At 73.9% G+C, this 5,751-nt stretch carries 5 protein-coding genes and 1 pseudogene; 2 read left to right on the top strand and 4 right to left on the bottom strand.

Annotation, left to right across the window (positions count from 1 at the left end; genetic code table 11):
* Nucleotides 1–128, bottom strand: a pseudogene (locus GTW40_RS21775) (histidine phosphatase family protein); the annotation flags it as partial.
* A gap of 46 nt (nt 129–174) precedes the next feature.
* Nucleotides 175–1,020 (bottom strand): SDR family NAD(P)-dependent oxidoreductase, encoded by an 846-nt coding sequence (locus GTW40_RS21780; protein ID WP_161181877.1) that lies wholly within the window; start codon nt 1,018–1,020, stop codon nt 175–177.
* Nucleotides 1,021–1,127: 107 nt separating this feature from the next.
* Here GTW40_RS21780 and GTW40_RS21785 point away from each other — a divergent pair, with 107 nt between their 5' ends.
* Complete coding sequence (locus GTW40_RS21785; protein WP_161181878.1) at nt 1,128–2,021, top strand: LysR substrate-binding domain-containing protein; 894 nt, start codon at nt 1,128–1,130, stop codon at nt 2,019–2,021.
* A gap of 10 nt (nt 2,022–2,031) precedes the next feature.
* Here the strand turns inward: GTW40_RS21785 and GTW40_RS21790 are convergent, their stop codons facing one another.
* A complete protein-coding gene (locus tag GTW40_RS21790; protein ID WP_161181879.1) occupies nt 2,032–3,348 on the bottom strand; it encodes an amidohydrolase in 1,317 nt (438 codons plus the stop codon).
* Between the two features lie 226 nt (nt 3,349–3,574).
* Between GTW40_RS21790 and GTW40_RS21795 the strand changes: the two genes are divergently transcribed.
* The gene (locus GTW40_RS21795) at nt 3,575–3,748 is read left to right on the top strand and encodes a thiazolylpeptide-type bacteriocin (protein ID WP_018548797.1); all 174 of its coding nucleotides are present in this window, start codon (nt 3,575–3,577) and stop codon (nt 3,746–3,748) included.
* Between the two features lie 112 nt (nt 3,749–3,860).
* Here GTW40_RS21795 and GTW40_RS21800 read toward each other — a convergent pair.
* Nucleotides 3,861–5,751: TOMM precursor leader peptide-binding protein (locus tag GTW40_RS21800; RefSeq protein ID WP_161181880.1), on the bottom strand; the 1,891-nt coding region annotated here is incomplete at its 5' end.

The raw sequence follows: 5,751 nt of genomic DNA on the forward strand, positions 1-5,751 counted from the left end.
ACGGAGCCCGCCGCCGCGCGGGCGCGGGCCGCCCCTGAGGCGTCGAGGGGGCCGAGCCCGTCGTAGAAGCGGGCCTGCCGCAGCGCCGGGCTGCTCGCGGGCGAGACGAGGAGGACACGGCTTGTCACGGGGCTCCTGGTGCTGTCGTACGGGCGGACGGCGAACGTAACACCGTCACGGTGCGTCGAGGTCCGTACCCCGGGAGACCTCCTCCCAGTCAGCCAACTCCGCCCGGACCGAGTCCAGATGGGCTACCAGGGCGTCCACCGCGTCACCGCCGAGGGCCAGTCGCAGCGGGGTCTGCTCGGCGTCCAGGGCCAGCCGGATCGCCCGGGCGGCCTTCGCCGGGTCGCCGGGCTGGGTGCCGGCGCCGTCCCGCACCAGCCGCCGGGTCGTGCCGACCGTCTCCTCGTACGCCGGGTGCTCGGCGGAGAAGTACGCCGCGCCCTTGTCGAACAGGCCGGTGCGGAACGCGCCCGGCTCCACGATGAGCACCTTGACGCCGAACGGCGCCACCTCGTCGGCAAGCCCCTCCGACAGCTGCTCCAGGGCCGCCTTCGTCGCGCTGTAGGCGGAGAACCCGGCGAAGGACAACTGCCCGCCGTAACTGCTGATGTTGACGATCGCGCCGTCACCCCGCTCCCGCATCCGCGGCAACAGCGCCCGGGTCAGCCGTGCGGGCCCGAACACATGCAGCTCGAAGAGGTCCCGCAGTTCCCGGTCGGTGGTCTCCTCGAACGCGCCGACCTGGGTGCGCCCCGCGCTGTTCACCAGCACGTCCACCCGGCCGTAGCGGGCCAGCACATCGGCGGCGACCGCGTCGACCCGCTCCCCGTCGGTGACGTCCAGCGCGATGGCCTCCACCAGATCGGGATACGCGTCGACCAGGTCGGCCAGCGCCTCGGGCCGCCGGGCCGTACCGATCACCGTGTCACCGGCGGCGACCGCGGCCTCCACGAGAGCCCGCCCGAAACCGCTGCTCGCCCCGGTGACCAGCCAGACCCTGCCCTTGTCGGCCATGTGTCCGTCCCCTTCGTGGATCGCCGTACGGGATCTTCCCGTCGATGTCTCCCATCCTTCGCCGCCGTCCGGGCCCTGTCCAAGACCTGCTGTGATAGCCATGCGGCATGGATGTCCACGGACGGGATCTGCGTTACTTCGCCGCGGTGGCCGAGGAGTTGAGCTTCACGCGGGCTGCCCGACGGCTCTTCGTCTCCCAGCCCGCGCTGAGCAAACAGATCCGGATGCTGGAGAGACAGCTCGGCACGGAACTGTTCCGGCGGGACCGGCGGACGGTGCGGCTCACCCCGATGGGGGAGGCCCTGCTGCCGCACGCCCGCGCGGTGCTGGCGGCCTGGACGGAGGCGGAGGCCGCCGTGACCGAGGCGAGGTCCGCCGAGCGTGGCACGCTGGTGATCGGCATGTCCACGAGTCCGGGGCGTGGGCTGCTGCCCGCTCTGCGGACCCGGTTGCTTGCCGCGCACCCGGAGGCGCGGCCTGTGCTGAGGCAGGTCAACTGGGCTGATCCCAGTGCGGGGTTGGCCGACGGCTCCAGCGATGTGGCCTTCGTCTGGCTGCCGTTGGCGGACGGTGAGCGCTATCGGTGTGTCGTGGTGGCCAAGGAGCCGCGCCTGGTGGCGTTGCCGCGCGGGCATCGGCTGGCGGCGCACGAGGAGGGCGTGGACTTCGCCGACCTCCTGGACGAGCCGTTCCTCGCCCTCCCGCCGGAGGCGGGTCCGCTGCGCGACTACTGGCTGGCCCTGGACGCCCGGGGCGGCTGCCCACCCCGGATCGGCGCCGTGGTGGGCAGCGCCGAGGAGACCCACGAGGCGGTCGCCAACGGGCAGGGTGTCGTCCTGTTGGCCCGGGGCAACGCCCCGCTGCTTGTCCGGGACGAGGTGGTCGCCGTACCGGTCCGGGGCGTCTCCCCGGCGCGGTTGGCGGTGGCCGCCCGACGGGACGACGAACGGCCTTTGGTGCGCGGTTACTTGGAAGCGGCGGCGAAGGTGGGGGCTTGCTGACCCTGCCGCTTTACGCGTCCGCCTTCAGCCGGCTCAGCGCCCCCGTCACCAGGGCGGCCGTCCCTGTCTCCAACGTCAGCCGGACGCTGGGGAGATAGTGCGGGGAGTGGTTGCCGGGCAGGGTGCGGAACTTCTCCGCCGGGGTGTCGCCGGGGGCAGCCGCCCACTGGGCCGCGCCCACCGTGCCGAGCATCCAGTAGCCGCCCAGGATGCCGGGGTGGCCGTGGAGTTCGGCGCCCGCTCCGGTGAGCAATGGGAAGTCCTCGGTTGCCGTGGTGGCGGGCCAGCCCGTGACGCGGGCCGGGCCGAACGCCGCCCGGTGTGCCTGCCGTACGGCCGCCGTGACCCCGGGGTCCGGCAGGGTGACCCCCGAGCGGGACAGCTCCGTGACGGTGACCCGGGGTGGCAGCGCGGCGGCGGCCGCCTCGGCGCGGGCCACGCGCTCCACTGCGGCGGCCGCGGCCGAGAGGGCCGAATCAGAAAACGCCCTGATCGTGACGCGGAGTTCGGCACGGGCGGCGATCACGTTCCCGGCGTGACCGGCGTCGCCCGTGTGCAGCGCGGAGGCGGTGACCGTCAGCCGCTCGGCCGGGTCGGACTCCCGGGCCGCGATAGCCGGCAGGCGGGTGACCGCTCCGGCCGCCGCCGACAGTGGGTCGGCCGTCAGGTGCGGGGTCGCCGCGTGGCCGCCGTCGCCCTCGAAGACCAGCTCCAGCGTGCGACTGCCCGCCAGCACCGGGCCGTCGGCGTGGGCCACCATCCCCGCCGGGAAGGCGGCCGTGTGCTGGGCCAGCACCACGTCGGGCACGGCGATCCGCTCGTACAGTCCGTCCTCCAGCATGGCGCGCGCCCCGCTCAGGGTCTCCTCGGCGGGCTGTCCGACGACCAGGAGCGTGCCGCGCCAGCGGTCCGGGTGCGTGGCGAACCAGCGGGCGGCCGCCGCCACGCACGCCAGATGCGCGTCGTGCCCGCACGCGTGCATCACCGGCACCGGGCGCCCGTCGGGGCCGGGCGCGGTGACGGTGCTCGCGTAGGGGGCGCCGGTGCGCTCCGCGACCGGGAGCGCGTCGAGTTCGGCGCGTAGCAGGACGGTTGGGCCGTCGCCGTGGCGGAGTTCGGCGGCCACGCCATGGCCGCCCACGCCGCGCAGTACGCGGAAGCCGTCCGACTCCAGCCAGTCGGCGAACCGGGCTGCCGTGCGGGCCTCCGCGCCGGAGAGTTCGGGGTTCTGGTGGAGATCGAGGTACAGTTCGGCGGCCGGGGCGAGCAGGGGGCGTAGGTCCGGCAACTCGGCCCCGGGGGTGGGCGATTCACGGAGGTCGGGCACGGCGGGGCTCCTCGGGATCACGACCGGCCCGGAAGGAACGCGGGGGCGCGGCGGCGGGGCTTGGGCGGAACATGTCAGCGATGTGACAGCGGAACGCCAGGGCGGTGACAACGGACGCGCGTAGAAAAGGAGTTGCCGAAGGCCACGGCCTCCGGCGGGTTCGCCGCACCACCGGCCGGGAGCCGTCCCGTCCGGAGTCACGTCCCCTGACCCGGAAGGAGCCATCATGGCTGACAACAACCTCGCCTCCCTCGCCCAGGAGATCCTGGACCTCGAGTCGGAGACCTTCGAGATCACCGACTACTCGGACGCCAGTGAGGTCATGCTCGGCTCGTCCACGAGCTGCTCCTCCACGAGCACCTGCTCCAGCACGACCAGCACCACCTCCTGCACCGCCTGACGCTCGTCGTCGGCACGGACGGTCCCCGGCGCGCACCTCGCGCGCCGGGGACCGTCCGTGTGAACGGGCCGTGGCGAAGGACCCGTTCACGCCTCGTGGAACGGGCCCGGCTCTACGGGAACGGATGCGGCACCTGCCGCAGCTCCTCCTCCCGCAGCGGAGCCGCCACCATCCCCGCCCGGTGCGGAGCCGTGCGCAGCCGGGGCATGTGCAGCGCCCGCTGTCGCGGCCAGCCGAAGTCGATCGGCAGCAGCCCGGGCGCGAGCGTGGCGACCGTGCGCAGCCCCATCCGCCGCTGCTCGGGCGTCGTCTGGTCCACGGCGACGACATCGCACCCCGCCCCGGCCAGCAGATCCCGCAACAGCAGGAGATCGTCCCGGAGATCACCGGTGCGGGGACGCAACTCCTCCCATCCGGCGAACAGTTCGTCCGGGGTGGCGGTGCGCGGCGGGTTCAGATACGCCCGCGCGTGCTCCCGCATCGCGGGCAGCCCGAACAGCGCCGCGTGGTCGGGCAGCCGTCGTACCAGGTCGAAGTCCTCGGCCATGGCGGCGAGTTCGGCGGGACGCTCCGCCACCTGGCCCGGCAGATGCGGGATGTACGTCAGGATCTCGGACACCGCCGACTCCACGGCCGTCTCCGGGTCGAAGGAGGCGCCCGCCGCGAAGGCGAGGGTGCCCGGGCCGTCGTCGCGGCGTACCGCGAGGCCGGTCACGACGGGCACCGGGAGGTCCACCCGGTTGTCGAAGACATGCACGTCGTAGCCCTGGAGCGCGGCCCGCGCGACCATCGCCCGTACCCGGGGCCCGGCCACCGCCGCCAGGTCGATCTCGGGCAGCGGGAGGTTCCCGTACCAGCCGAGCAGGAAGGCGTCCCGCTCGACCAGTTCGAGCAGCCCGAAGAAGACCGCCTCCTCCCAAGTGCCGCCCGTGGCACAGCCGTTGGAGCACTCGAAGACGAAGTTGTCCGCCCGGGTGCCCGCGCTGTAGTACACCAGCCGGGCCGGGACCAGGACTTCGCGCTCGTCGCGCAACGACCAGCCGCTCACCCAGGGGATGGGCCGGGCCGGGTCGAAGGGCTCGACCATCGGGTCCTCGGTGTAGGTACGGGGTCCGTAGAGCCCGCACGTACGAGGGTCCAGGGCACGGTCGCCCAGCTTCTCCAGTGAGGCGGTGACGACCGGCGCGCGATGGCGCCGGTGCGTGCCCGCGTACCGCTCCAGGCCCTCCAGAAACGCCAACTCCCTGCTGCTCGCGAAGGAGTTGGACTGCCCGCTCCAGGTGACGTCGGTGAGCCCGGCGTACCCGCGCATGAAGACGCTTCCCGCGACCGGGGCCGTCGTCGGCGACGTCACGTCGATCCAGGTGCCGCCGCCGAGCACCCCGCACACCGGGTTGGCGAGCCCCTTCACCGGGAGCGGATAGTCGGCCGCGCGGCGCAGCCGGTACGCATCAAGGTCCGGCTTGGGCAGGGAGGCGGGCGCCGACAGCGTGGCCTCGGCGGCCGCGCGTGCCGTCTCCTCCTCGGTGAAGGGACGGCAGTGCGGGCACATCGGCTCGGGCATCAGCGGGAAGGTGCGCACCCGCAGGGTCTCCAGGTCCAGCTCGGTGACCTGCGGCAGCGCCGCGTCCGCGCCCCGTACCGTATGCCGGGCAGCGCCGGAGACGATCAGCCGGTGCAGCGACCACACGGCGTCCACCGCGTGGTCGGGCAGCACGGGCCACTGCCCGGCCGCCGTCGTCTCGATGCCGGTCTCCAGCGCGTCCCGCTCGGTACGGGTGCGCAGCCGCTGACGGCGCATCGCCAGACAGGTCCCGCACGCGGACGGCGTCTCCGGCGCCCCGCCCCACGGCCCCAACAACACGGCTTGCGCGGTGAGATGGATGTCCGCCGGGTTCGGCGGCAGCTCGGCGCGGACGCTCTCGCCGAGCACATTGGTGTCGCCGATCCGGGAGACGGCGGGCGCGGGCAGCCCGGCCGCGGCGGCGCGCGCCGCGAGCCGG

The organism is Streptomyces sp. SID4985 (genome assembly GCF_009863025.1).
In the GTDB taxonomy this organism is placed as follows: domain Bacteria; phylum Actinomycetota; class Actinomycetes; order Streptomycetales; family Streptomycetaceae; genus Streptomyces.